Annotated in this window: 25 protein-coding genes; 9 read left to right on the plus strand and 16 right to left on the minus strand. The window is 65.4% G+C overall.

All coding sequences use genetic code 11. From position 1 onward, the window contains the following. The first annotated feature begins 73 nt into the window (after positions 1-73). From DH08_RS11340 to DH08_RS11355, 4 genes are all read left to right on the plus strand, one after another. Entirely contained in the window at positions 74-235 is a 162-nt protein-coding gene (locus DH08_RS11340; RefSeq protein WP_192179523.1) for a hypothetical protein, read from the plus strand. 541 nt (positions 236-776) lie between these two features. After that, positions 777-1,064, plus strand: coding sequence for a PqqD family protein (locus tag DH08_RS11345; protein WP_006206920.1), 288 nt, complete (start codon positions 777-779; stop codon positions 1,062-1,064). Then, positions 1,064-1,489 (plus strand): lasso peptide biosynthesis B2 protein, encoded by a 426-nt coding sequence (locus DH08_RS11350; RefSeq protein ID WP_192179387.1) that lies wholly within the window; start codon positions 1,064-1,066, stop codon positions 1,487-1,489. The genes DH08_RS11345 and DH08_RS11350 overlap by 1 nt, the downstream gene beginning before the upstream one ends. Beyond that, on the plus strand, positions 1,486-2,472 hold the full coding sequence (locus tag DH08_RS11355) for a phosphoenolpyruvate carboxykinase (ATP) (protein ID WP_192179388.1): 987 nt from the start codon (positions 1,486-1,488) through the stop codon (positions 2,470-2,472). Before DH08_RS11350 ends, DH08_RS11355 begins: the two co-directional genes overlap by 4 nt. Positions 2,473-2,486: 14 nt before the next feature. Here the strand turns inward: DH08_RS11355 and DH08_RS11360 are convergent, their stop codons facing one another. The 15 genes from DH08_RS11360 to DH08_RS11430 form a co-directional block, all read right to left on the minus strand. Beyond that, positions 2,487-3,512, minus strand: a complete 1,026-nt coding sequence (locus DH08_RS11360) for a nucleotidyltransferase family protein (protein WP_192179389.1) — start codon at positions 3,510-3,512, stop codon at positions 2,487-2,489. A gap of 74 nt (positions 3,513-3,586) precedes the next feature. Beyond that, positions 3,587-4,573, minus strand: coding sequence for a dihydroxyacetone kinase subunit DhaK (dhaK, locus tag DH08_RS11365; protein WP_192179390.1), 987 nt, complete (start codon positions 4,571-4,573; stop codon positions 3,587-3,589). Positions 4,574-4,606: 33 nt separating this feature from the next. After that, complete coding sequence (locus tag DH08_RS11370) at positions 4,607-5,032, minus strand: hypothetical protein (protein WP_192179391.1); 426 nt, start codon at positions 5,030-5,032, stop codon at positions 4,607-4,609. Positions 5,033-5,040: 8 nt separating this feature from the next. Further along, positions 5,041-6,642, minus strand: a complete 1,602-nt coding sequence (ptsP, locus tag DH08_RS11375; RefSeq protein ID WP_192179392.1) for a phosphoenolpyruvate--protein phosphotransferase — start codon at positions 6,640-6,642, stop codon at positions 5,041-5,043. Next, complete coding sequence (locus DH08_RS11380) at positions 6,626-6,928, minus strand: HPr family phosphocarrier protein (protein WP_192179393.1); 303 nt, start codon at positions 6,926-6,928, stop codon at positions 6,626-6,628. Before DH08_RS11380 ends, ptsP begins: the two co-directional genes overlap by 17 nt. A gap of 22 nt (positions 6,929-6,950) precedes the next feature. After that, positions 6,951-7,340, minus strand: a complete 390-nt coding sequence (gene dhaM / locus DH08_RS11385; RefSeq protein ID WP_120011998.1) for a dihydroxyacetone kinase phosphoryl donor subunit DhaM — start codon at positions 7,338-7,340, stop codon at positions 6,951-6,953. Then, entirely contained in the window at positions 7,337-7,939 is a 603-nt protein-coding gene (gene dhaL, locus DH08_RS11390; RefSeq protein WP_192179518.1) for a dihydroxyacetone kinase subunit DhaL, read from the minus strand. The genes dhaM and dhaL overlap by 4 nt, the downstream gene beginning before the upstream one ends. Before the next feature lie 79 nt (positions 7,940-8,018). Beyond that, the gene (locus DH08_RS11395) at positions 8,019-9,662 is read right to left on the minus strand and encodes a dihydroxyacetone kinase subunit DhaK (protein WP_192179394.1); all 1,644 of its coding nucleotides are present in this window, start codon (positions 9,660-9,662) and stop codon (positions 8,019-8,021) included. Positions 9,663-9,744: 82 nt separating this feature from the next. Further along, positions 9,745-10,758 (minus strand): ABC transporter ATP-binding protein, encoded by a 1,014-nt coding sequence (locus DH08_RS11400; RefSeq protein ID WP_192179395.1) that lies wholly within the window; start codon positions 10,756-10,758, stop codon positions 9,745-9,747. Further along, positions 10,751-11,863, minus strand: a complete 1,113-nt coding sequence (locus DH08_RS11405) for an ABC transporter ATP-binding protein (RefSeq protein ID WP_192179396.1) — start codon at positions 11,861-11,863, stop codon at positions 10,751-10,753. Before DH08_RS11405 ends, DH08_RS11400 begins: the two co-directional genes overlap by 8 nt. Before the next feature lie 3 nt (positions 11,864-11,866). Beyond that, positions 11,867-12,073 (minus strand): hypothetical protein, encoded by a 207-nt coding sequence (locus DH08_RS11410; protein ID WP_192179397.1) that lies wholly within the window; start codon positions 12,071-12,073, stop codon positions 11,867-11,869. After that, positions 12,070-13,020: a carbohydrate ABC transporter permease gene (locus DH08_RS11415; protein WP_120012003.1), complete on the minus strand. Its 951-nt coding sequence runs from the start codon at positions 13,018-13,020 to the stop codon at positions 12,070-12,072. The genes DH08_RS11410 and DH08_RS11415 overlap by 4 nt, the downstream gene beginning before the upstream one ends. Continuing rightward, positions 13,017-13,964: a carbohydrate ABC transporter permease gene (locus DH08_RS11420; RefSeq protein WP_192179519.1), complete on the minus strand. Its 948-nt coding sequence runs from the start codon at positions 13,962-13,964 to the stop codon at positions 13,017-13,019. The genes DH08_RS11415 and DH08_RS11420 overlap by 4 nt, the downstream gene beginning before the upstream one ends. A 218-nt stretch (positions 13,965-14,182) precedes the next feature. Further along, positions 14,183-15,514 (minus strand): ABC transporter substrate-binding protein, encoded by a 1,332-nt coding sequence (locus tag DH08_RS11425; protein ID WP_192179398.1) that lies wholly within the window; start codon positions 15,512-15,514, stop codon positions 14,183-14,185. A gap of 254 nt (positions 15,515-15,768) precedes the next feature. Then, positions 15,769-16,458, minus strand: coding sequence for a PIG-L family deacetylase (locus tag DH08_RS11430; RefSeq protein WP_192179399.1), 690 nt, complete (start codon positions 16,456-16,458; stop codon positions 15,769-15,771). 26 nt (positions 16,459-16,484) lie between these two features. Here DH08_RS11430 and DH08_RS11435 point away from each other — a divergent pair, with 26 nt between their 5' ends. The 5 genes from DH08_RS11435 to nhaA all read left to right on the plus strand — a co-directional run bounded on the left by DH08_RS11435 (position 16,485) and on the right by nhaA (position 23,256). Beyond that, positions 16,485-17,375 carry an EamA family transporter gene (locus tag DH08_RS11435; RefSeq protein WP_192179400.1) on the plus strand — a complete coding sequence of 297 codons (891 nt, stop codon included), beginning with the start codon at positions 16,485-16,487 and terminating at the stop codon, positions 17,373-17,375. An 83-nt stretch (positions 17,376-17,458) separates the two neighbouring features. After that, positions 17,459-19,921, plus strand: a complete 2,463-nt coding sequence (gene hrpB, locus DH08_RS11440) for an ATP-dependent helicase HrpB (RefSeq protein WP_192179401.1) — start codon at positions 17,459-17,461, stop codon at positions 19,919-19,921. Positions 19,922-19,976: 55 nt separating this feature from the next. Beyond that, complete coding sequence (locus DH08_RS11445) at positions 19,977-21,299, plus strand: ActS/PrrB/RegB family redox-sensitive histidine kinase (RefSeq protein ID WP_192179520.1); 1,323 nt, start codon at positions 19,977-19,979, stop codon at positions 21,297-21,299. Between the two features lie 108 nt (positions 21,300-21,407). Next, positions 21,408-21,971, plus strand: a complete 564-nt coding sequence (locus tag DH08_RS11450; RefSeq protein WP_040584356.1) for an ActR/PrrA/RegA family redox response regulator transcription factor — start codon at positions 21,408-21,410, stop codon at positions 21,969-21,971. An 85-nt stretch (positions 21,972-22,056) separates the two neighbouring features. Continuing rightward, positions 22,057-23,256, plus strand: a complete 1,200-nt coding sequence (nhaA, locus tag DH08_RS11455) for a Na+/H+ antiporter NhaA (RefSeq protein ID WP_192179402.1) — start codon at positions 22,057-22,059, stop codon at positions 23,254-23,256. Here nhaA and DH08_RS11460 read toward each other — a convergent pair. Further along, a complete protein-coding gene (locus DH08_RS11460; protein WP_345892376.1) occupies positions 23,253-24,203 on the minus strand; it encodes an RNA polymerase subunit sigma-70 in 951 nt (316 codons plus the stop codon). The two genes, nhaA and DH08_RS11460, sit on opposite strands and share 4 nt — an antisense overlap. Positions 24,204-24,249 lie beyond the last annotated feature (46 nt).

Consider the following 24,249-nt stretch of genomic DNA (forward strand, 5'->3'; position numbering starts at 1 on the left):
CGTTTTTCGAAACCATGTCTTCCGGGAATTTCGTCGATGTCCGATCTCGCCTTGGGGAAGGATATCCGGCACCATGGTCTCGGGGATCGCGATGCTGCGGGACGGCAAGCCGTTCAAGCTCCTGCGCGAGGACAAGGCGGTCCCCGGGCACGAGGGCAAGCCGGCCGTGCATGCCGTACTCGTGCAGCGGTTCCGCCAGGTTTTGAGGGGCGGGACCGCCGCTTCATCGCCGTGACCGGCCAGGCACGCTGAGTCAGCCTCGGCCTGGCAGCCGTTATCTACAAGCATTCATGCGCCCCGGAGGCGTTCGTACCGGTCGATGATTTCAGCGGTTAGAGCGGCAATGCCGCCAGCATCAGGCCGACGCCGCCGGCTATTAATATCGCCGCCGCCAGCGCCTTCCGATGACGTTCGAAGGTTGTCGGAGCCCGTTCCCAATTGTAACGCATACTAACTACTCCCTAATCCCCGGCGGCTTTTTAGCTTACCTTGGGGAACAAAGGCAACTCTCTGCCCGTATCGCTTCGCCGGCTTGACAAGGCCCGCCACTGATCGGCACTTAAGATCATCGATGAATTCGGGGGTTCCAATGAAGAAAACTTACGAAAAGCCTGTGTTGAGCAAGCGCGAGAAACTGTCGAACGTGGCGGCTACGGTTGTCAGCAGGTAGCCGACGCAAGAAGCCGCTTCAGCGATAGAAGCGGGCTGACGATAGACAGCACCGCGCTGCCGCGCTAATTGCTCTCCAGCTAACGTACATGGTCTGGGGAGGGCCCGTGGTCGAAATCGCTTCTGAAATGGTTCTGCGGCTAGCGGACGATGCCTCGGTGCAGCATGTCGGCGACGGCGCCGTCGTGCTTCTGGCGCGCAGCGGTCAGCTCTATACCTGCAACGGCACCACCGAAGCTTTTCTCGACAAGGTCGACGGCGCGCGCAGCCTCGACCAGATCGTCGATCTGCTTTCCGACGAGTTCGAGGTCGACAAGCATATGCTCGACCAGGACATGGCGGCCCTGGCCGCCGAACTGGTGACGGAAGGTATCCTCGCCGATCCGGGGGCGTGATGGCTGACGGCCCGTTCTTGCGCGCGCTGTTTCGCTCCCATCTATGGGCCAGCGCGCGGCTGATGCCGGTGCTCATCGGCCGGCGCGATTTCGAGACCGTGCTGAAATGGGCGCCGCTCAGCGCGCCGACCCCCTATCTCGGCCTGCCCTCCGCCTACATCGTCGCCAGCGTCAACCGGACGGTCAGGCATCCCTGGCTGATGCGCGACCGCAGGTGCCTGCGGGAAGGCCTGCTTGCCCATCGCTTCCTGCGCTTTGCCGGCTTCGACCCGGATCTGCGCTTCGGCGTCGACCCGAAGTCGATGCATGCGCCACGCATGTCGGCGCATTGCTGGGTCTGCCTCGACGGCCGGCCGGTGGTCAGCGACAGTCTGCCCGGCATGGTGGAGATTTATCGTCACCACACCGAGGGCAAGACCGCTTGAGCGGCCCGACCGCAGATGCCTGCTATGCCCTTGACGGACAGGTCATCGGCATCACGGCCGAACGCGCCGAGCTGTGGCGGGAGTTGGACCGCATGCTCGGCACCTTGCGCATCCCCGGTCCGATCGAGCCGGGTTTTCGCGTCAACGTCCTCGAGACACTTTCACTGCTCGAGACGCCGGCCGGGACACTCGCCTTCGACGGCGAGGTGCCCGAGGACGGCCACTGCCGCATGGTCGACGGCGGCGACATCGTCCATCTGATCTTCCCCGGCCGCCAGACGGTCTCGATCCATGCCGGCGAGCGTCGGGCCGAAATTCGCGTTCGCCCGGATGCCAAGATCGCCTGGACGCTGTGGATGCTGGTGCTCGATGCCGCGCTCGATGCCGGCGGCCAGCATATGCTGCACATGGCCGGCCTGACGCTGCCTGACAGCGATGCCCTGGTTCTCATCCATGCGCCCAGCGGCACAGGCAAGACGACGACGTCGCTCGCTCTGGCGTCGCAAGGCTTCGGCCTCTGCTCCGACGACGCCATGATCCTGAATGCGGCGTCGGACAGGCCCGTCGCCTGGGGTCTGCCGCGCCATGTGAAGATCCACCGCAGGACGGCCGAGCTGGTCCCGCTCGTCGCGCCCTGCCTCGGTCCCTCCTGGGACCGCAATGGCGAACAGGCCGTTTCGCTCGAGCACCTCGGCAAGATCATCCGCGTCGAGGGTCCCGGTGCCCGACCGGTCGCCGCACTCCTCCATCTCGCGCGCTCGGCCGATAGCCAGACCCGGCTCGTTGCCATGGCCAGGACCGATGCCATGGTGGCGCTGGCCGCCGACAATGTCAGGACCGGCATGACCGGCCTGCTGCCGCTGCAGAAGCGCCGGCTGGCGACGATCGCCAGGTTGGTCTCGACGGTTCCGACCTTTACCCTGGAGGTGGGCGCCCAGCCGGCCGACGCGGCATCTTTGATCCGTTCCGCGTTAGCCGACTGACGGCCGGACCGGGGTCAGGTGCGATATGGCCTTGGCTTCGCCAGTCTCTGGACCCAGCGGAAGGCATCGCGCCGCAGGCGCGAACGCATCCTGTCCCTGGAGTTGACGCCGAGCAGCGTATCCCGGGTGATCAGCCATCTGGCGAGCCGGATGCCGAGATCGGGCCTGATCCGGCTGGCGAGTTCGAGCGCGCGGGGCGCGTCGAACAGCCGGCCGGTCACATCGAGCACGGTCGCCAGTTCAAGCTCGATCCCGGTCATGCGCGCCGCCTCCAGCAGCCGTGCTTCCGCTTCGGGCGTTTGCAGTACCCGCACGCCTTGCAGCACGTCCACGCAAAGCTGCAGCCGGTGGAATTTGTGCCCGCCCGAAGCGTGGACGATGGCGATGGTGAGCAGGGCGGCCGGCGTGTCGGCCTCGTCGCCGTCGATCGCGCGCAATTCCTTGAATCCCAGCGACAGCCGCCGCCGCATGCCGGAATCATGCACCAGATTGCCATGCAGCTCGATCAGCAGGCTGGAATTCTCCTTCTCCAGCCATTTGAACTCCTGCAGATCATGCGACTGGACTTCGCCGCTGCAGAGCCGGAAACCGCATGCCGCGATCACCCGGTTGGCGTCGTTGAGACGGGCCGGCTCGACCAGAATGTCGATGTCGGTAAAGGGGCGGTCGGCGACATTGCGGTACAGCTTTCGCGCAAAGACCGGACCCTTGACGATCCGCGCCGGGATTTTGTCCGCGGCGAGCGCCGTCATGATGCGCTCGCCATGGTATTGCAGCAGCATCGACTGACCGGTGACTAAAGTCGACTTCTGGCGCAGATCGGCCAGCCTAGCCTGCAAGTCCAGGTCCTGCGGCAGATGGGCGTCGCCGCGCTCCTGCAGTTTGCGCAGCATGATCGGTAGCACGCCGTGGAATTCGGCATTGGCCAGCAGGGCCAAAAGGCTATTGGCCGCGACGTCTCGGCCCCAGCCCGCAGGTGCCTCGGGATCGGCGAAAGTCAGCAGCAGTTTTTCATCGGCGGGCGAAAGGGATGGGAGCATCAACCGGGCAGCTTGGCGAATTCGCAGTCAGTTGGCGCAATGGTCGCAGAAAAGCCCTGGCGAAGCCAGCGCCGCTAGATTCCCCAGCGCAGCGCCGCCGTATGCACGGGTGCATCCCACAATGCAGTCGTCTCGGCGTCGAGCATGGTCAGCGTGATCGAGCAGCCGGCCATGTCGAGCGACGTCACATAGGACCCGACCAGTGAACGAGTCACCGTCACCCCGTGCTTCTCGAAAATCGCCCGGGCGCTGTTGTACATCAAATAGAGCTCCATCAGCGGCGTGCCGCCGAAGCCGTTGACGAACAGCAGCGCTTGGCCTTTTGCGCTGCCGCCGAGATCGCCCAGGATCGCCGTGCAGATTTCCTCGGCAATGGCATCGGCGCTCTTCAAGGCATCGCGCCGCCTGCCGGGCTCGCCATGAATGCCGACGCCGAATTCCATCTCGCCGTCGCCGATATCGAAAGTCGGCTTACCGGCCGCCGGCACCGTGCAACTGGTCAGGGCCACGCCCATCGAACGCGTCGCAGCGTTGACGCGCTCGCCCAGCGCCTTCAGCGCTTCCAGCCCCATGCTTCGCTCTGCCGCCGCACCGACGATCTTCTCGACCACCAGCGTGCCGGCGACCCCGCGGCGGCCTGTGGTGTAGGACGAGTTCTCGACCGCGACATCGTCATTGGTCACCACCTGCATGACGCCATCAGACATTTCGGCCGCCATGTCGAAATTCATCACGTCGCCCTCGTAGTTCTTGACGATGAACAGGCATCCGGCGCCGGTGTCGACGGCCTGCGCCGCCGCCAGCATCTGGTCCGGCGTCGGCGAGGTGAACACCTGGCCCGGGCAGGCGGCGTCCAGCATACCGTGCCCGACCAACCCGCCATGCAGCGGCTCGTGGCCCGAGCCGCCGCCCGAGATCAGCGCCACCTTGCCCGGCTTCAGCGCCTTGCGGCGGACGAATTTGTGCTCCTCGCCCAGCACCAGGATGTCGGTATGGGCGGCGACGAAGCCATCGAGGCTTTCGGTCAGCATCGTATCCACCGAATTCAGGAATTTCTTCATGGTGTCCTCCCGACACACTTTTGCTTCAGCCGATCAGCCGCTGCCCTTGCCGGCGATGCTGGTGATCTTCTGGATGAAATCGTTGATTGCCCGGTCGAGCGCGGCGTTCTGCTTGTCGTCGCCGAAATCGGGAACGATCAGCGACACGTGCCGCGTCTTGCGCAGGCCGGACGCCACCGACATCTTGCCCGGATGCGCCTGGTGATAGGCGGTGAGAAACTGGTCTCGCTCGATCTGACTGAAGTGGCAGACGGAAAAGATAGAAGGCAAATGTTTCGACGGAATCGGGATCGAATAGGCCGGGCTGGAGATCTGGGTGACGAAGCTGCGATGCTTGCCGAGGGCGTCGGCAAGGCGCTGGCGCATGCCGGACGGGCGCTGGTCGATGACATGCGACAAGATCGTCTTGTAGGCGCGGATCGCTTCTTCCGACCCTGGTTCAGGTGTCTTGTCGACCATGCCGGCGCCTAGACCGGAACGTCCGCGATGGCCGCCTTGGCCATGGCGAGTTGGGCAGGCGCCACCGAGAGGTCGCGCAGGCCGGCTTCGAGCAGCCCCGGGATCGATGCCGGGTCGCCGCCGGCATCGCCGCACAGGCTAACCGGTATTTCTTGCTCCCGGCCGAAGGCGACGACCGAGGCGATCAATCGGAGCACGGCCGGATGCCGGACCGAATTCAGGTGCGCGACCGAAACATTGTCGCGGGCGGCAGCCATCACATATTGCGTCAGATCGTTCGAGCCGATCGAGAAGAAGGCGACGTCGGCGAACGCCTCCGGCGCGATCGCCACCGACGGCACCTCGACCATGATGCCGAGCGGCGGCATTTTCTGCGCGATGCCGCGCGCGGCAAGCCCGGCCTGCTCCTCAGTGAACAGGGCAGCGGCGCGCGCAAATTCGTCAGCGACGGCAATCATCGGGAACATCACCTTCAGATTGCCGTGGATGCCGGCGCGCAGCAATGCCCGTATCTGCACCCGCAAGATTTCGGGCCGCGCCAGCGACAGCCTGATGCCGCGCAGGCCGAGAAACGGATTGGCTTCCGCGACCGTGAAGCCCGGCACCGGCTTGTCGCCGCCGGCATCGACGGTGCGGATGGTCACCGGCTTCTCGCCTGCCCATTCCAGCACCTTGCGATAGGCGCGGTATTGCGTCTCCTCGTCCGGCAGCGTCCTGCCGAACAGGAATTCGGTGCGCATCAGCCCGACGCCGTCGCAAGTCGCGACATCGATACCGTCGACGTCGGACGGATCGGCGATGTTGACCTGCACCTGCACCCTCGTGCCGGCCTTCGTCACCGCCGGCTTCGCCAGATAGGTTTTCGCCTTGTCGCGGCGTGCCGCGAAGGACGACGACGACCGGCGGAACGCCTCGATCTCGGCAGGCGACGGCGAAAGCACGATGCCGCCATGCTCGGCGTCGAGCAGGGCTATACCGACGGGATTAGCCGGCGAAGCGCTTGGCCCTGCCGCCCCAAGCCCAACTACCATCGGCACGCCGCGCGAGCGCGCCAGCATGGCGACATGGCTGGCGGCACTCCCGGCCTTCAGAGCGATGCCGCCGCCTGTACTCCAGTCGGTTTCGAGAAACCGCGTCGGCGCGATGTCCTCGCCGTAGAAGATGGCGCCGGCAGGTGCCGCCCTTTCGTCGTCCTCGGTCAAGGCACGCAGCACCTGATCCCTGATATCGCGCAGGTCGGCGGCACGCGCCCGGAAATAGTCCTGGTCGGAGGTCTCGTAACCTGCGATTTCGGTATCCAGCGCCTGTCGCCATGCGGCATCGGCGGCTTGACCCGAGGCAATCGCCGCAAAGGCCGGGCCGCTCAGCGCGTCATCCTCCAGCATGGCGATCTGGAATTCGAGGATGCCGGCGGCCTCGCTGTTGGCGGTATCGATCAGGCCGCCAAGCCGCTGCGTCGCTACGCCGATTGCCGTCTCCAGCGCCGCTCTTTCGTCGGCCGCGGTCGCCTTGACGGTGTAATGCGCGGTGGCGCGATCGAGACTGAACAGCGGTCCCTCGGCGTAACCGGCCGAAGCCGAAATCCCCTGCAGTCTAAGCGGTTCGGACATGGTCCGCGCCCTCGTCGAAGTCGCGTCGCACCAGCTCGACCAGCGCCCCGACCGCCTCTCCGGCACCATCCCCTTTGGCCCTAATATGCAGCAGCGTGCCTTTCGGCGCCTTGGCCGCCATCACCTTGACGATGCTCTTGGCGTCGAACCATGGCCCGTTGGCGGCGAGCGCCACCTCGACATCGGCCGCAAACGTCTTGGCGAGCTTGGTGAACTTCACCGAAGGGCGCGCGTGCAGACCGACCGCGTGGGTGATCAGGACGGTGGCTTCGGCGGATGCGGACATGCTGTCAAAAATTCCCGTTCGTTCACGCCGGCGACAGTTCGTGCGCCGTCGCCACCACTTCCTTGAGCGAGGCGCCGCCGGACGCCTCGGTCGCGGCCATCACGGCGCCTTCGACGATCGGTGCGTTGCAGACGACGATCTTCTGCGCGCGCGGTTCGCCGATCATCTCCACCGCCATCTCCGAATTGGTCTCGGCGCCGCCGAGATCGACGAGGATCGCCACACCTGCCTCCGACCAGGCCTTTTCGATGGCGCCCATGATCGCCTCGACGCTGGTTCCCAGCCCGCCATGGCCGTTTCCGCCGCACCATGCAAGCGGCACTTCGTCGCCGACCATCTGGCGCACCATGTCCGCAGTGCCTTCGGCGACCAGCGGCGAATGCGATACGATGACGATGCCGACATTGCTCATGCGTGCCTCTCGATTGTTTCGGCCACCGCCCGTACCAGCAGTGCTGTCGAGCGCGCGCCTGCGTCCATATGGCCGATGGAGCGGTCGCCGAGGAACGACGCGCGCCCGCGCAAGGCCTTCATCGGCACCGTGGCCTGCGCAGCCCTGTCGGCGACGGCGACGATCTCGGCCGCCGTCTTTCCCTCGGCCAGCGCCTCATGCACGGGCTGCAGCACGTCGAGCATGGTTTTTTGTCCGATCTGCGACTTGCCGCGCGCGGCCACGGCTTCGATGGCCTTGCCGAAGGCGATCGTCAGTCCGGCACGGTCCGGCTCCGCGGAAATCTCCTTGCCCAGCGCCATGAACAGCGTGCCGAACAGCGGGCCGGAAGCCCCGCCGACGGTCATCACCAGCTTGGTGCCGATCGCCTTCAGCGCCTCCGGCAGCGGCTTTGCCGCGAAAGTGTCAGCCTCGGCACGCACCGCCTCGAAGCCGCGCTTCATGTTCAGCCCATGGTCGCCGTCGCCGATCGCCTGGTCGAGCGCGGTCAACTCGTCGGCATGTGCCGCGATCGTGTCCGCCACTGCTGCGATCAACCTTGAAAGATCCGACGCCGCCATCGCCACCATGCTCCCGGCTCCTGCTCTGTCGGCAATGTGGAAAGAACCCGTGCCCGACATGTGCAGCATCGCCTTCCTGTCAGGCCGCCGCAAGCAAGGCAGCCGCGGCCGCGAAGACTTCGGCCACGGCACAGGCGCCGGGGTCGACGACACCGTAGAGTTGGCTGCCGACATAGGCGGACCGCCCGGCCTTGGCCTTGCGCATGGCGGCAGTGGCTTCGGCACCCCGTTGCGCCGCCGCCGCCGCGTCCTCCAGGCCGCCGGCGTCGAGCGCCTTCAGGGCGGGCTCCAGGGCATCGATCATGGTGCGGTCGCCTGGGCTGGCGCCGCCGTAGAAGATCATCCGGTCAAGGCCGGCAAGCAGCGCCTTGCTCACGCTGGCGCCACCCTCCAGCGCCTGCGCCGCGGCGGTGAAGAAGATCGACAGCAGAACCCCGCTGGAGCCGCCCATCGACTTGCTCAGAATATCGCCGACCTCGCCAAGGGTCGCGGCAGGGTCGGCAAGCGGCAGGGTGCCAAGTCGGTCGAGCACGCTGCGCGCGCCGGTCGCCGCTGTCGAGCCGGTGTCACCATCTCCGGCCTTGGCGTCCAGTGCGTTCAACGGCGCTTCGAGCGAGATCAGCCGTTCGCAGATCGTGACGACAAGGCGCTCGGTATGCGCGTCCTTGCTGGCTTCCCTTGCGGTGCGCCGGACGGGCGCGCTTGCCAGCGGCACGATTGCCGGTGCACGGACGGCTCGAGCCGGCATCCAGGCGTGCGGCGCCACCGGCGCCCGCAGGGCCGCCTCGCGTCCCGCATCGAGCTGGATCAGCGACAGGGAAAAACCGTTCATGTTGAGCGCCGTCATCAGCGGCCCCGGTCCGATGGTAAGCGTGACGCGCGCCGCCAACGGCGAGGCAAGCACGGCGTTGGCGACAAGCGCCATCTCCAGCGGCGGCACGGAACCGAGGTTGTTGATCAGCAGCGCATAGTCGGCTGCCGGATCGAGCCGCGCGGCGATACGGTCCACCATGATCGCAACCAGTTTCTCGGCACTCTGGACGGCAATGCGTTCGACGCCCGGCTCGCCATGGATACCGAGACCGAGTTCGCCATCGCCGGCCCCCAGCCTTTCCTCGTGCGGCTGTCCGGGGATCGAGCAGGACGAGAGCGAGATGCCGAGTGAAACGATATCGGCGGCCGCCGCGCGCGCCGCAGCTGCGACCGCCGCCAGGTCATGGCCGGTCTCCGACAGGTGCCCGGCGATCTTGTGCACGAACAAGGTGCCGGCGACGCCGCGCGGCTGGGCGATGTCGGGCAGCGCGATATCGTCGGCGACGATCACCATCTCGACGCGAAAGCCTTCGGCGCGCGCCTTCTCGGCGGCCAAGCCGAAATTGAGGCGATCACCCGTATAGTTCTTGACGATGAGCAGGCAGCCGGCGGGGCCGGTAACAGTGCGAATGGCCGCCAGCACCGCTTCAACGCTCGGCGAGGCAAAAATCTCGCCGGAAACCGCGGCGGTCAGCATGCCCTTGCCGACGAAGCCGGCATGCGAGGGTTCATGGCCGGCGCCGCCGCCGGAGACGACGCTCACCTTCGTCCTGTCCCAGTCGGCGCGCAGGATAACCTTTATCTCGGGATAGCCGTCGAGACGCGCGAGATCGCCGACGCCAATTGTCCTGAGCAAACCGTCCAGCGCTTCGGTGACGATCGAGTCCCTGCGGTTGAAAAAGTGCTTCATCGAATTCGTCCCGTCCCGTGCCGCGTCAGTCAATCAGAAATCCGGCGTTGCAAGGTTCCGGATGAAGAACATTTCGAACCGCTCACATCAGCCTCTGCCCGTCCGCGCCGAAATAAAGCGGCGCGCGGTAGCGGATCGTGACTTTGTCGCCTTTCGCCAGCGGCGTGTCGGGGTCGGTCAGCGTCACCAGTTTCTTGGCCCCGACCGTGACATGCAGATGGTTCTGATCGCCGAGATGCTCGACCCAGTCGACGATGCCGTCGGCATGGCCATTCGCCGCCTTGGCGATCGAAAGATGCTCGGTGCGCGCGCCAATGGTCTGGGTTCCGGCAGGCGCACCGCCGTCGGGCAGCAACCCCGCCGGCAACAGATTGATCGCCGGCTGGCCGAGCCGTGCCGCGACATGGAGGTTTGCCGGCTCCGAATAGATCGTGCGCGGGGTACCGATCTGCACCAGCACGCCATCGGCGAGGATGCCGATGCGGTCGGCCATGGTCATCGCCTCGATCTGGTCGTGCGTGACATAGAGCATGGTGGCGCCGAGCTCGGCCTGGATGCGCTTCAGCTCGAGCCGGAGATCGCCGCGCAGCTTGGCGTCGAGCGACGACAGTGGCTCGTCCATCAGATAGATCGCCGGCTTGCGCACCAGCGCCCGGCCGATGGCGACACGCTGCATCTCGCCACCCGACAGTTTCGTCGAGCGGTTGGAGAGCTTGTGGTGGATGCGCACCATCCTCGCCACGTCCTCGACGCGGCGGCGGATCTGGTCTTCCGGCATTTTTCGCGCCGGCGAACGCAGCGGAAAGGCCAAATTGTCGTAGACCGACAGATGCGGATAGAGCGAATATTGCTGGAAGACGAAGGCGGTGTCGCGCTCGGCCGGCGACAGCGCGGTGGCATTGTGGCCGCCGATGTGGATCGTGCCGGCATCCGGCCGCTCCAGCCCGGCAATCAGGCGCAGCGTCGTCGTCTTGCCGGCGCCGGTCGGTCCGAGCAATACGACGAATTCACCGTCGGCGATGTGCAGGTCGAGACCGCTGACGGCGACCTGCTCGCCGAAGCTCTTGCTCACGTTTCTGATGTGCACGTCAGCCATGATGCGCTCTCCCCTGGGAGGCTGAGTCATGGATCGCGGTTCTGACCGCGCGTCCCGACCCCTTGTCGAACAGCGACAGCCGGGCGCTGTTCAGCGAAAGGCCGACATGGTCACCAGCGGCGAGCCGGATTTCGGCCGGCACCCGTGCCTTGATGATGCCGTCCGCCGTCTCCACCGCGACGATCTGCGTGGTGCCGAGATATTCGGTGCCGTAGATGGCGCCGCGCAGCTTTGAGGCATCGTCGAAGCGGATGTGTTCGGGACGAATGCCGAGCGCCATGTCGGCGGGGGCGATATCCTCGCGCACCTCCGGCACCGCCACCTTGGCGCCTTGGACGAGGATCTCCTTCGCACCTCTTGCCAGTCCGCCGGCAAATCCCAAAAAATTCATCGGCGGCGAGCCGATGAAATCGGCGACGAACATGGTTGCGGGACGATCGTAGATCTCGCGCGGCGTGCCAAACTGTTCGATGACGCCATGGTTCATGACAGCGATCTTGTCGGCCATCGACATCGCTTCCATCTGGTCGTGGGTGACATAGACGGTGGTGGCGTGGATGCGGTTGTGCAGCTCGCGCAGCTCATGCACCATCAGATCGCGGAATTCGGTGTCGAGCGTGCCGAGCGGCTCGTCCATTAGGAAGCATTTTGGCCGCCGTACGATGGCGCGGCCGAGCGCGACGCGCTGGCGGTCGCCACCGGCCAGGCCGGAGACGGATTTGTTGAGCAGATGGTCGATGCGCAGCAGCTTTGCCGTCTCTTCCACCCGTTGGCGGATTTCGGCTGAAGGCATTCCCTGCGCCAGCAGCGGAAAGCCGATGTTCTTCCTCACATTCATATGCGGATAGAGCGCGAACAGCTGGAACACGAAGGCGATGTCGCGCTCCCGCGCCCGGCGCATGGTGACGTCCTCGCCGCCGAGCAGGATGTTGCCGCCGGTCGGCAGTTCCAGCCCGGCGATCATGCGCAATGTTGTCGTCTTGCCGCAGCCCGACGGTCCGAGCATGACGAAGAACTCGCCATCCTCGACGACGAAGCTGGAATCCTGCACGGCGACGAAATCGCCGAAGGCCTTTCTCAGGTTCTGGACGCGGATTTCGGCCATCGTCTACTCCGGGAACTTCGAGACGACGATGAACATCGCCGTGCCGAAAAGCATGGTGATGAAGGAATAGGTGTAGAGCGACAGCGCGAAGGGCTGAAACAGCATCAGGAAACCGATGGCGATGATCACTGTCGCGATGTTTTCCATCAGGCCGCGCCTGGCCCACACTGGCCAGCGCGATTTGCGTTTCGTCGGTTGGGTCAAGCTCATTTGCGCACCGCGCCGAAGGTGATGCCGCGCAGCAATTGCTTGCGAAGCAGGATGGTGAAGACCAGGATCGGCACCAGGAAGATCGTCGTGCCGGCGGCCACCGCCGGCCAGTCCTGGCCGCCTTCGCCGATGATGGTCGGGATGAAGGGCGGTGCGGTCTGCGCCGTGCCGGAGGTCAGCAGAGCGGCGAACGCATATTCGTTCCAGGCGAAGATCAGGCAGAAGATCGCGGTCGCCGCGATACCGGTCGTCGCCTGCGGCAAAACCGTGCGCCAGAAAGCCTGCAGCCGCGTATAGCCGTCGATCATCGCCGCTTCTTCATATTCGCGCGGGATCTCGTCGATGAAGCCCTTCAGCAGCCAGACGGCGAGCGACACGTTCACCGCCGTGTAGAGCAGGATCATGCCGAGCGCGGTGTCGGAGAGGCCGAGCTCGCGGTACATCAGGTAGATCGGGATCGCGACCGCGATCGGTGGCATCATGCGCGTCGACAGGATGAAGAACAGAAGATCATCGGCCAACGGCACCTTGAAGCGCGAGAAGCCATAGGCCGACAGCGTCCCCAGGAACACCGCGCAGAAGGTCGAGCCGAAGGCGATGATCAGCGAATTGACGAAGCGCGGCAGGAAGTTGGACGGGCCGGCGATCACCATGTTGCGCTTGCGCACGGTCTCGTCGCAGAAGCCGGTCGCCGGTCCCAGCGAGTTGATATATTCCGGCGTCTGCCTCGTGCGCGTCGTGAACAGGTTGCAATAGCCCTCGATGCTCGGCTGGAACACGACCTTCGGCGGATAGGCGATCGAGTCCGGCGGCGTCTTGAAGCTGGTGGCGAAGATCCACAGCAGCGGCACGATCGAGATCAGCGCATAGGCGACGATGATCGTGCCGGCGATGAGCTTCGCGTTTGCCGAAGGTGCGACGACGGAATGGGCTGTGGTCAGGCTCATCTCTGCTTCACCTTGTTCAGCGCCTTGACGTAGATGTTGGCCAGCCCGAACACCGCGACGAACAGGATGATGGCGAAGGCCGAGGAATAGCCGGTGCGCCAGCTCTCAAAAGCCTGCCGCTTCAGCGTGATCGAGGCAACCTCGGTCGTCGAGCCCGGCCCGCCGCCGGTGAGCAGATTGACCATGTCGAACATCTTGAAATTCTCGATGCCGCGAAACAGGACCGCCAGCATGATGAAGGGCAGCGCCATCGGCAGCGTGATCGACCAGAACTGCCGCCAGTTGGAGGCGCGGTCGACCTCGGCGGCCTCATAGATGTATTCGGGGATCGAGCGCAGGCCGGCGAGGCAGATAAGCATCACGTAGGGGGTCCACATCCAGGTGTCGACGATGATGATCGACCACGGCGCCAGCGAGACGTTGGAAAGCATCTGGATGTCCGTCGGCGGAATGCCCGACACGAACGAGATGGCATAGGCGAACAGGCCGATCTGCGGCTCGTAGAGGAAGCGCCAGAAATTGCCGACCACCGCCGGCGACAGCATCATCGGCACCAGGATGATCGTCGTCCAGAAGGCGTGGCCGCGGAATTTGCGGTCGATCAGCCAGGCCAGCGTGAAGCCGATCAGCGTCTGCAAAAGGATGGTCCAGAACACGAAATGCGCTGTCGTCTGCATGGCGATCCAGATGTCCTGGTCGCCGAGGATGCGCCTGTAATTGGAGAGACCCAGATTCTTCACCACCTCGTTCGGCCGGTTGGCCCGGTAGTTGGTGAAGGACAGATAGATCGCCCAGAACAGCGGAAAGATGTTGATCGCGAGCAGCAAAAGGATCGTCGGCGAGATGAACAGCCAGGCGAGGCCCTTGTCGCTGATGCCTCGGACCCGGCGGGCCAACGGCTCAGGCGTGGCCCGGGCAACGCTGTCCGCAGTCCGATTGAGCATGGTGAGTCCTGCTTCGGTCACTTTACGTCTCGACAATGGAATTTATCTGAACTGCGTCCCGTGCCAAGGGCGGCACGGGACCGAGAGCATGATGCCGAAAAGTGTGAAGCGGTTTTCGGACGACATCATGCTCACTCTCTCTTTGGTCCGGAGCGGATGATTTCAGGTCTATTCGACCCGAAATCATCCGCTCTGGGGTCGAGCTCGGGAGGAGCCGTTCACATCTTGCCGTCGTCCTGGAAGACCTGCGTCCAGTCCTTGACCAGGCCGTCAAGCGCGTCCTTGGCAGAACCCTGACCGGCGACGACATAGTCGTGGAAGCGCTTCTGCGAGGCCTGCAGCAGCGGCGCGTAGCTCGGCTCGGCCCAGAAGTCCTTCACGATGGCCATCGAGTCGAGGAAGGTCTGCGCATAGGGCTGGCTGGCCGGGAAGTTCGGGTCTTTCACGACCGCGTTGAGGCAGGAAAAGCCGCCAAGCGACCACCACTTGGCCTGCACGTCCTTGTTGGCGAACCACTTGATGTATTTGAGCGCCGATTCCTGCTTGTCGGAATAGGAGACCACCGAAATGCCCTGGCCGCCGAGCTGGGCAAACTGGTCGCCGTCGGGGCCCTTGGGATTGGCGAAGTAGCCGATCTTGTCGCCACCGACATTCTCGTCCTTCTGCAGGCCCGGCCAGGTGAAGGCGAAGTTCATGTGCATCGCCACCTGCCCGGATTTGAAGGCGTCGACGCCTTCGCCCATGTAGCTGTTCGAGGCGCCGGGCGGCGTGCAGCAGTCATAAAGCGCCTTGTAGAACTCCAGCCCCTTCACCGATTTCTCGGAATTGACGAAGCCGTCCATCTCGTAGGGCTTTTCGGGGTTTTCGTATTTGAAGCCGAAGCTGTAGAGCACGTCCATGGCGCCCATGGTGATGCCTTCCGAGCCGCGCTCGGTATAGATCGACGCGCCATAGACCGTCTTGCCGTCGATCTCACGCTTCTGGAAGAACTCGGCGATCTGCTTCAGCTGGTCGAAGGTCGTCGGAGCGGCGAGATCCCAGCCATACTTCTCCTTGAATTCCTTCTGCAGTTCCGGCTTGGAGAACCAGTCCTTGCGGTAGGTCCAGCCGACGACGTCGCCCATGGCCGGCAGCGCCCAGTAGTTCGGCGAATTCTTCGGCCATTCCGAATAGCCGACCACGGTCGCCGGCACGAAGTCGTCCATGCTGATCTTCTCCTTGTCGAAGAAGTCGTTCAGCTTGACGTAGTGGCCGTTCTCGGCCGCGCCGCCGATCCACTGGCTGTCGCCGATGATCAGGTCGCACAGCTTGCCCTTCGAATTGAGCTCGTTGAGGAAGCGGTCGGCATAGTTGGTCCACGGCACGAATTCGAACTTCATGCCGATGCCGGTTTCCTTGGTAAAATCCTTGGACAGTTCCACAAGTGCGTTGGCCGGGTCCCAGGCTGCCCAGCAAAGCGTCAGGTCTTCCGCATGCGCGACGTTCGAGACGGCTGTCGACGTAAGCATCGCCGAGGCCAGACCCAACGTCAGTTTCAAGGTCGATTTCATGCCTTCCTCCCATTTGCGAAACGCGTCCGGATGACGGTTTCAAGAGCCCGCTAACCCCTCTCCTCAGGGGCCCAAACATGGCGGCGCGGCAGCGCGGCGGATGTTTAGTAATTTGTTTAGTAATGCCATCTTTACTAAACAAGGCAAGCGAATTCGTTGCTGCATCGCAGCATGGCTTGCGAAGGCTTTGAGCTGGCTAAGAAAATTCCGGGAGGATGGTGGCTGTCAGGGTGCCCGACGGGTCGGCAACCGGCTTACCTGACCTTCTTCGTGCTGACCGTCACCGGCCTGATCGGAGGCGCCGGCGGCAGCAAAGCGCGGATGTCGGCGAAGGGGAACACCGGTTCGAAGCGGAACGCTTCGGCGAGCGCACCCGGTGCGCCGTTGCACTGGCCGGCACGAAATTCGTTCTGCACACGCGCCGCATCGACGAAGCGCTCGGGATCCTGCGAGCGATGCGCCCGGATCGCCCGCGCCTTGATGTCGGCGTGGGCTGTTATCTCAACGTAATGCGTCGGCGAAAAGCCGGTGCCGCCAAGCGTGTCGGCATGCAGCACCGCCACAGTGAAGGACGCTGCGATGCGCACCCCGTCCGACAGCGCGCGGTGGTCGCCGTGATAGTCGTTCGGCGCATGGGTGATGACGAGATCGGGCTTCACCTCGCCGATCAGCGTCTTGAGCGCCGCGATCAGGGCGGCGTCGGCGACGAGCGCGCCGTCCGGAAAGTCGAGGAAGCGTGGGACAACACCGAGCAGCCCTGCCGCTTCCGTGGCCTCCTCGCGGCGCACGCGGGCAAGCGTTGCCGAGTCGCCGCGGCCGCCTTTGGCGCCATCCGTGGCTATGGCGAAAGCCAGTTCTGCGCCTTGCGTGGCATAGGCGGCCATCGTACCGAACAGGAAGATCTCGATGTCGTCCGGATGCGCGCCGAGCGCCAGTACCTTCACTCTACTCTCCCCGGAAATGGAACAACGTGCCGAACGGAATCCTGCTCGCCCTGATCGCCTATGCAAGCTATTCGTGCAACGACGCCGTTGTCAAAAGCCTTGGCGGGCAGTTCAGCGTCTTCGAGATCGGCTTTTTCTCGACGCTGTTTTCCGGCTGTTTCCTGCTCTTCACCCGGCCGAACGGCGAACGCTGGCGTGACTTCTGGCGCACAAAGCGGCCCTGGGCGGTGCAGGCGCGCGCCTGGGCCGGCATCGCGTCGGGCGTGCTCAGCGTCTATGCCTTCACCACCATCCCGCTGGCCGAAGCCTATGCACTGATCTTCCTGGCGCCGCTCTGCGTCACCATCCTCTCAACCGTGGTTCTCAAGGAGAAGGTCGGCCCCTGGCGCTGGCTGGCGGTGGTCGCCGGCTTTGCCGGCGTCATGCTGGTCGTGCAGCCGGGTTTTCGCGAGCTGCATCTCGGCCATCTCGCCGCTTTCGGCGTTGCCTTCCTGGCCGCCGCCAGCGTCATCCTGATGCGCTCGCTCGCCCAGCAGGAAAAGCGCACGACCATGCTCGGCGTGCTGATCGGCTACGGCCTGGTCTTCAACGGCATCGGCGCTGCCGCCACCTCGTTCACGCTGCCCGACGCCAGGCAGCTGGTATGGTTTGTCATATCGGGCGCCTTCACCTCCTGCGGACAGCTGCTGCAGCTGCTTGCGGTCAAATACGCACCCGCCAACCGGATCGCGCCGACGCATTATTCGCAGATCGTCTGGGCGGTGATCCTCGGTGCGCTGTTCTTCCGCGAGTATCCCGATGCCCTGTCGCTGGTCGGCCTCGCCGTCGTCGGCGGTTCCGGCCTGCTGACCATGGTGCGCGAGGAGGTGCGGCTGGGCATGGTGCGCTGGAACCCGTTTTCGCGGACCCGGCTTTGAGCCGGCCGGAAATGGTCCGGTTGCGCGCTGGTCGCTGTCGCTGATATGCGGGCAATGCGGACTGGCTGTATACCCCGAGGACAATGAGCAAAAACCCCCTGCCGGAGCTTCCGGTATCCGCCGTGCTGCCGGCGCTTGGCGAGACGCTCGAAAGGCGCAACAGCGCCGTGCTGGTGGCGCCGCCCGGTGCCGGCAAGACGACGCTGGTGCCGCTGGCGCTGCTCGACGCGCCATGGCTTCGCACGGGCAAGATCGTCCTGCTCGAGCCGCGCCGGCTCGCCGCCCGCGCCGCGGCCCGCCGCATGGCCGAGCTGATCGGCGAGGAGCCGGGCGGCACGGTCGGCTACGCCATGCGCATGGAGAACCGCACCTCGGCCCGGACGAAAATCCTCGTCGTCACCGAAGGCGTTTTGTCGCGCATGATCCTCGACGATCCGGAGTTGCCGGGTGTTTCGGCAGTGCTGTTCGACGAATTCCACGAGCGCTCGCTCGACGGCGATTTCGGCCTGGCGCTGGCGCTCGACGTGCAGGGCGCGTTGCGGCCGGACCTCAGGCTGCTGGTGATGTCGGCAACGCTCGACGGCGCGCGCGTCGCCAGGCTGCTGTCCGGCGCACCGGTGATCGAAAGCCAGGGCCGCGCCTTTCCCGTCGACATCCGTTACGACGAGCGGCCGGCCGGCGTGCCGATCGAGGACGCGATGGCCAAGGCGATCCGTTCGGCACTTGCCGAGGAGAGCGGCAGCGTGCTCGCCTTTCTGCCCGGCCAGCGCGAGATCGAGCGCACCGCCGAGCGGCTGCACGAGCGGATCGGCTCCGACACCGATATCGTGCCGCTCTACGGCATGCTCGACAACAGGGCGCAGGACGCGGCGATCAAACCTGCGCCTCCAGGTCGCCGCAAGGTGGTGCTGGCGACTTCGATCGCCGAAACCTCGATCACCATCGACGGCGTGCGCGTCGTCATCGATTCCGGTCTGTCGCGGCTGCCGCGCTACGAGCCGGCCAGCGGCCTGACGCGGCTGGAGACGGTGCGGGTCAGCCGCGCCTCGGCCGACCAGCGCGCCGGCCGCGCCGGACGCACGCAAGCCGGCGTCGCCGTCAGGCTTTGGCGGGCCGAGCAGACGGCGGCCCTTCCCGCCTTCACGCCGCCGGAGATCCTCGAGGCTGACCTTTCCGGCCTGCTGCTCGATTGCGCCGCCTTCGGCGTCGCCGATCCCGCGAGCCTTTCCTTCCTCGATCCGCCGCCGGCGCCAGCACTCAACGAGGCGAGGACGCTGCTCAGCGCACTGCTCGCAGTCGACGAGGCCGGGCGCCTGACGGAGGCGGGCGCCGCGATGCGCAAGCTAGCGCTGCCGGTGCGGCTAGCCCATATGGTGGCCGAAGCCGCCGGAACCGGCCACGCCTTCGAGGCGGCGACGCTCGCCGTGCTGCTCACCGAGCGCGGCCTTGGCGGCGACGGCGCCGACCTCGAGCGACGGCTGATGCGGTTTCGCACAGAGAAATCGCCGCGCGCCGTAGCGGCGCGCCAGCTTGCCGAGCGGCTGGCGAAACAGGCCGGCGGTGTGAAGAACAATGAGCCGGCATCTGCAGGTGCCCTGCTCATCCACGCCTGGCCGGACCGCGTCGCCAGGGCACGCGGCGAGCGCGGCCGTTTTGTGCTGGCCAACGGCTCGGGCGCCATGCTCGACGCCGCCGATGCGCTGGCGGGCGAGACCTGGCTGGTCGTCGCCGATTTGCAGGGCAAGGCGCAGAACGCCCGTATCAGCGCGGCGGCTCCGGTCGACGAGGCCGATATCCGTGCGGCACTCGCCGACAGGATCGAGACCCGCCGCGAGACGAGCTTCGACCGCGACAGGCGTGCCGTGCGCGTTCGCGAAACGGCTCGACTCGGCGCCATCACGCTCGCCGAACGCATGCTGCCGGCGCCATCGGGCGCCAACGCGGATCAGGCGATCCTCGATGCCTTGCGCGAACACGGCCTGTCGCTGCTGGAATGGGGCAAGGAGGCCGAGACGCTGCGCCAGCGGCTGGGCTGGCTGCATCGTGGCCTCGGCGAGCCTTGGCCCGATGTGTCCGACGCGGCATTGATCGAACGCCTCGACGACTGGCTGCTGCCGTTCCTCACCGGCGCGTCGTCCTTCGCGGCGATCAGTTCTGGCACGCTTTCATCAGGCCTGATGGCGCTGGTGCCGCATGATTTGCAGCGCCGGATCGAGACGCTGGCGCCGACCCATTTCGATGCCCCGTCGGGCAGCCATGTGCCGATCCGCTATGACGGCGAATGGCCGGTGCTGGCGATCCGCGTGCAGGAATTGTTCGGCCTCGACCGGCATCCGGCGATCGCGGGCGGCAGTGTGCCACTGACGCTCGAACTGTTGTCGCCGGCGCACCGGCCGATCCAGACGACGCGCGACCTGCCCGGCTTCTGGCGCGGCTCCTGGGCCGATGTGCGCACCGACATGCGCGGCCGCTATCCTCGGCATGTCTGGCCCGAGAACCCGCTGCTCGCCGCCGCCACCAGCCGAGCAAAACCGCGCGGGACGTGATGCTTCCGGATAGAAACATCTACCGCTTGTCCTTTCCCGGCTATAATCCTTGGCCATGATCAAAATTCTCAACGCGCCTGATTTCCAGCAGAGCCAGCGGTTGCGCCTCAACACGCTGATCAGGCTGCGCTGGCTGGCCATCGTCGGCCAGAGCCTGACGGTGCTTCTCGTCGCCTACGGGCTGAAATTCCCGCTGCCGGTCAGCATGTGCTTCGCGCTGATCGCCTGCTCGGCCTGGATGAATTTATGGCTGACCTTTCGCTATCCGGCGGCGCATCGGCTGACCCCGCTGTCGGCCTTTGTCATCCTGACCTTCGACAGCCTGCAGCTTGCCGGCCTGCTCTATTTGACCGGCGGCCTCACCAACCCGTTCTCAGTGCTGATGACCGTGCCCGTTGTCATCTCGGCGGCGTCGCTGCCGCTGCGCCTCACCGCGGTGCTCGGCGCGCTGGTCATGGCGGCGGCCACCTTGCTGGTCTTTTTCCACCAGCCGCTGCCCTGGCACGAAGGCGCGCGCCTGGAGATGCCGTTCGTCTATGTCGCCGGCATCTGGATGGCGGTGTTCTCGTCCATCGCCTTCACCGCCATCTACGCTTTTCGCGTCGCCGAGGAGGCGCGCCTGCTCGCCAACGCGCTCGCCGCCACCGAACTGGTGCTGCAGCGCGAACAGCATCTTTCCGCTCTGGATGGTCTCGCCGCCGCCGCCGCGCATGAATTGGGCACGCCGCTTGCCACCATCGCGCTTGTCGCCAAGGAGATGGAGAAGGTGCTCGGCGACGACCCGAAATACCGCGAGGACGTGACGCTGCTCCGTTCGCAAAGCGAGCGCTGCCGCGAAATCCTGAAACGGCTGACCAGCCTGTCCTCCGAGGGCGAGGCGCATCTGTCGCGCCTGCCGCTGACCTCGCTGGTCGAGGAAGTGACAGCGCCGCACCGCGATTTCGGCATCTCGATCAAGCTCCGGCCGGGCGAGCGCATCGGTGCCGAACCGGTCGGGCGCCGCAACCCGGGCGTCATCTACGGCCTCGGCAATCTGGTCGAGAACGCCGTCGACTTCGCCCGCAAGACCGTTACCGTACGCTGGAGCTGGGACGACGACCATGTCTCCTTCTCGATCATCGACGACGGGCCGGGCTTTCCGCCGGAGATCATCGACCGCATCGGCGAGCCCTATATGTCGACGCGCCAGGGCAACGAGGCCGGCGGCGGCCTGGGCCTTGGCCTGTTCATCGCCAAGACCTTGCTCGAACGCTCTGGCGCTACACTCGATTTCCGCAATTCGAGCGGGCTGGGCGAGGGTGCTGTGGTGCAGATATCGTGGCCGCGCAGCGTCTTCCTCAATCCCGAATCGTCGTCGAGCATGTTCGACACCGCCTGAAACCTGCATAGTGGCCTCATCAGGCCCGGCTGCAGGCTCTAAGAATTGGACAATAGTGCTGCGGAACTGTATCTGCGTAAAATTAAGGCAGCAGGAATTCTGGAAGCGATGAGCGGAGACGAAACGACTGGCGCAATGGTTGAAGGCGAGGACACCTCGCTGCTGATCGTCGATGACGACAAGCCGTTCCTGACGCGGCTTGCCCGCGCCATGGAAACCAGGGGCTTCGTGGTCGAGACGGCCGACAGCGTCGAGGAGGCAGTGACGAAAGCACGCGCCCATCCGCCGGCCTACGCGGTGGTCGACATGCGGCTCGGCGACGGCAATGGCCTCGATGTCGTTGCTGCCATCCGCGAGAAGCGCGACGATGCCCGCGCCGTCATCCTCACCGGCTATGGCAACATCGCCACCGCGGTGACGGCGGTAAAACTCGGCGCCATCGACTATCTGTCGAAGCCGGCCGACGCCGACGACATCTTTGCCGCGCTGACCCGCACATCGGGCGAACGCGCCGCACCGCCCGAGAATCCGATGTCGGCCGACCGCGTCCGCTGGGAGCACATCCAGCGCGTCTACGAAATGTGCGACCGCAACGTTTCGGAGACCGCGCGCCGGCTCAACATGCATCGCCGCACGCTGCAGCGGATCCTGGCCAAACGCGCGCCACGCTAACCACGGGCTGACTTGCGGGCTGCTTGCCTCGCAACCAAGGCTTGCGCATCATCTGCCAAGGCGATTCCGAAGTGACGGAGGCGATATGCGGGACGACACAGCGCGGCCGGTTTCCATCTTTCGCGAATTCCTCGACGGCGAGGCGGCCGGCGGCATCATCCTGATGGGCGCCGCGGCACTGGCCCTGATCGTCGCCAATTCGCCGCTGTCCGAAACCTATTTTGCCGCCCTCCACGCCTATCTCGGGCCGCTCAGCGTCTCGCACTGGATCAATGACGGGCTGATGGCGGTGTTCTTCCTGCTCGTCGGGCTGGAGATCAAACGCGAGATGCTGGATGGCCAGCTCTCGACCTGGCCGCGGCGCGTGCTGCCGGGCATTGCGGCGGCAGGCGGCATGGTGGTTCCGGCGCTGGTCTATGTCGCTATTAACCGCGACAACACCGCTGCCCTGTCTGGCTGGGCGATCCCGACCGCCACCGACATTGCCTTTGCCCTTGGTGTCTTGTCGCTGCTCGGCAACCGCGTCCCGGCCTCGCTAAAAATCTTCCTCACCGCCTTGGCCATCATCGACGATCTCGGCGCCGTCATCATCATCGCGCTGTTCTACACCAGCGGCCTGTCCCTCGCCTATCTGGGCGCCGCCTTCGCGGTCATCGCGGTGCTCGTCGTGCTCAACCGCATGCGGGTGCTGACACTCGTGCCCTACCTCGTGCTCGGCATCGTCTTGTGGGCGCTGGTGCTGAAGTCGGGGGTGCACGCTACGCTCGCCGGCGTGGCGCTGGCACTGACCATTCCTCTCGAACGCTCTCCCGGCATCAGCCACGACCTCGAGCATTCGCCGCTGCATCGGCTTGAACACGGCCTGCACAAAATCGTGCCCTTCATCGTCATCCCGATCTTCGGCTTCGCCAATGCCGGCGTCTCGCTCGCTGGCGTCAGCCTGGCCGCACTGGTCGAGCCGTTGACGCTGGGGGTGGCCGCGGGCCTCGTCGCCGGCAAGCTGGTCGGCGTCTTCGGCTCCTCGGCCTTAGCCATCCGGCTGGGCTTCGCCGACCTGCCGGCGAATGCTGGCTGGCTGCACCTGGTCGGCATCTCGCTTCTGTGCGGCATCGGCTTCACGATGAGCCTGTTCATCGGCCTGCTCGCCTTCGCCAGCGACGTGGCGCTGCAGGATGCGGTCAAGGTCGGTATCCTCGCCGGCTCCCTGATCGCCGCGCTGCTTGGCGCCGCCGTGCTGCTGGTGGCACCGGCGGCGGGAGATGCCGATGGGGCGGACGAAGGCTAGGCTGGCCGCAGACCGAAGGCAGCAAACAATGAGGGGCCGAGCGGCGGCACATAGATCGTCAACGAGGCGATCTTCCCGTCGGCGGGCTCGATGACATGCAGAGAATGGGGCAGCCACGCAAGGTTCTGATGGCTGCGCGCGTAGACCGCGACCGCGGGCTGGCCATTGGCCCCGGTGGCCACCGCGCGATAGCCGGCAAAATTGCCCCAGACGGTCCCGAAAAAAGCCCGGATCGCCTTTCGCCCTCGGTACCATTCCCGCCATGGCGGCATGTGGTAGGTGGCGTCTTCGCGCAGCAGGTCGACGAGGCCGTCGAGGTTGTCCGCTTGCCAGGCCTGCATGTAGCGTTCGAGCAGCAGCCCCTCTTGCGGGTTGGGCTGCGATCGCTGCAGGGGACGCCCCCGAGGATAGCTCTGGCCAAGCGTTGCGCGGGCCCGCTGCAGGGCGCTGTTGATAGAAGCGGTCGAACCGCCCAGCGAGTGCGCCGTCTCGGCCGCTGACCAGCCAAGCACGTCGCAAAGCAAAAGGGCGGCCCGCTGCCTGGGCGGCAGAAGCTGGATCGCCGCGACGAAAGCGAGTTGCACCGCTTCACGGGCCTCGTAGCGCGCGTCCGGACCCGGTTTGTCGTCGACCAGATCCGGAAGCTCCGCGTCCGGATAAGGCTCCAGCCAGTTGAGCTCGGCGGCGGGCCCGCCGGTCGCCCTCGAGTCAGAGGGCGGCCGTTCGGGCTCAAGGAGAATGCGATGCACCCTCGACCGCGCCTTGAGGGCGTTGAGGCAGCTGTTGGTGGCGATCGTGTAGAGCCAGCCGCGAACCGAGCCTCGTCCGTCGAATTGCGACCTCCCGCGCCAGGCCCGCAGAAAGCTGTCCTGGACGAGGTCGTCCGCCTCGTGCAGTGAACCCATCATCCGATAGCAATGCAGCTTGAGTTCGCGGCGATGGACCACTGTCAGGCGCTCGAAGGCCAGAGGATCGGCTGGCCTGGCCGGCCCA

Origin of the sequence: Mesorhizobium amorphae (assembly GCF_014843845.1) — a bacterium.
Classification (GTDB): Bacteria; Pseudomonadota; Alphaproteobacteria; order Rhizobiales; family Rhizobiaceae; genus Mesorhizobium; species Mesorhizobium amorphae_A.